Raw genomic sequence first — 1,721 nt, 5'->3', positions numbered from 1 at the left:
GGAATACAGGGTATAACGGGTCCAACGGGAGCGACTGGAATCCAAGGAGTAACCGGCCCGACGGGAGCGACTGGAATCCAAGGAGTAACGGGTCCAACGGGAGCGACGGGAATACAGGGTATAACGGGTCCAACGGGAGCGACAGGAATCCAAGGAGTAACCGGCCCGACGGGAGCGACTGGAATACAAGGAGTAACGGGCCCGACTGGAGCGACAGGGATTCAAGGAGTAACCGGTCCAACCGGAGCGACGGGAATACAGGGTGTAACGGGCCCAACAGGAGCAACGGGAATCCAAGGAGTGACCGGTCCAACAGGAGCAATGGGAGTTCAGGGTGAAACAGGTCCAACCGGTGCGACGGGACTACAAGGAGTAACGGGTCCAACCGGTGCGACGGGACTACAAGGAGTAACGGGTCCAACCGGTGCGACGGGACTACAAGGAGTAACGGGTCCAACCGGTGCGACGGGACTACAAGGAGTAACGGGTCCAACCGGTGCGACGGGACTACAAGGAGTAACGGGTCCAACCGGTGCGACGGGACTACAAGGAGTAACGGGTCCAACAGGAGCAACAGGAGTTCAGGGTGAAACAGGTCCAACCGGTGCGACAGGACTACAAGGAGTAACGGGTCCAACCGGTGCGGCGGGACTACGAGGAGTAACGGGTCCAACCGGAGCTACAGGAATCCAAGGAGTAACGGGTCCAACCGGAGCCACTGGAATCCAAGGAGTAACGGGCCCGACTGGAGCAACGGGAATCCAAGGATTAACCGGCCCAACAGGAGCGACAGGAATACAGGGTGAAGCGGGTCCAACCGGAGCGACAGGAGTTCAAGGAGTAACGGGTCCAACCGGTGCGACAGGAATACAAGGAGTAACGGGTCCAACGGGAGCGACAGGAGTTCAAGGAGTAACGGGTCCAACGGGAGCGACAGGAATACAAGGAGTAACGGGTCCAACGGGAGCGACAGGAATACAAGGAGTAACCGGTCCAACCGGAGCGACGGGAATACAGGGTGTAACCGGTCCAACCGGTGCGACAGGAGTTCAGGGTGTAACAGGTCCAACGGGAGCGACCGGAATACAGGGTGAAACAGGTCCAACGGGAGCGACCGGAATACAGGGTATAACAGGTCCAACCGGAGCGACAGGAGTTCAAGGAGTAACGGGTCCAACCGGTGCGACGGGACTACAAGGAGTAACGGGTTCAACCGGAGCCACTGGAATCCAAGGAGTAACGGGCCCGACTGGAGCGACAGGGATTCAAGGAGTAACCGGTCCAACCGGAGCGACGGGAATACAGGGTGTAACGGGCCCAACAGGAGCAACGGGAATCCAAGGAGTGACCGGTCCAACAGGAGCAACGGGAGTTCAGGGTGAAACAGGTCCAACCGGTGCGACGGGACTACAAGGAGTAACGGGTCCAACCGGTGCGACGGGAATACAGGGTGTAACGGGCCCAACCGGAGCAACGGGAATTCAAGGAGTAACCGGCCCAACAGGAGCGACCGGAATACAGGGTGAAACGGGCCCAACGGGAGCGACGGGAATACAAGGTATAACGGGTCCAACGGGAGCGACAGGAATTCAAGGAGTAACCGGTCCAACAGGAGCAACGGGAATCCAAGGAGTGACCGGCCCGACGGGAGCGACGGGAATACAAGGTATAACGGGTCCAACGGGAGCGACAGGAATTCAAGGAGTAACCGGTCCAACAGG

Annotated in this window: 1 protein-coding gene; it reads left to right on the top strand. The window is 58.9% G+C overall.

Features of this window, described 5'->3' with window-relative positions:
* On the top strand, positions 1–1,721 hold a 1,721-nt coding region (locus tag AC6F34_RS16260; protein WP_500774039.1), incomplete at both ends, for a collagen-like domain-containing protein.

This window comes from Niallia sp. CD-39, assembly GCF_059874745.1.
This window is presented reverse-complemented; position numbering and strand designations above follow the sequence as displayed.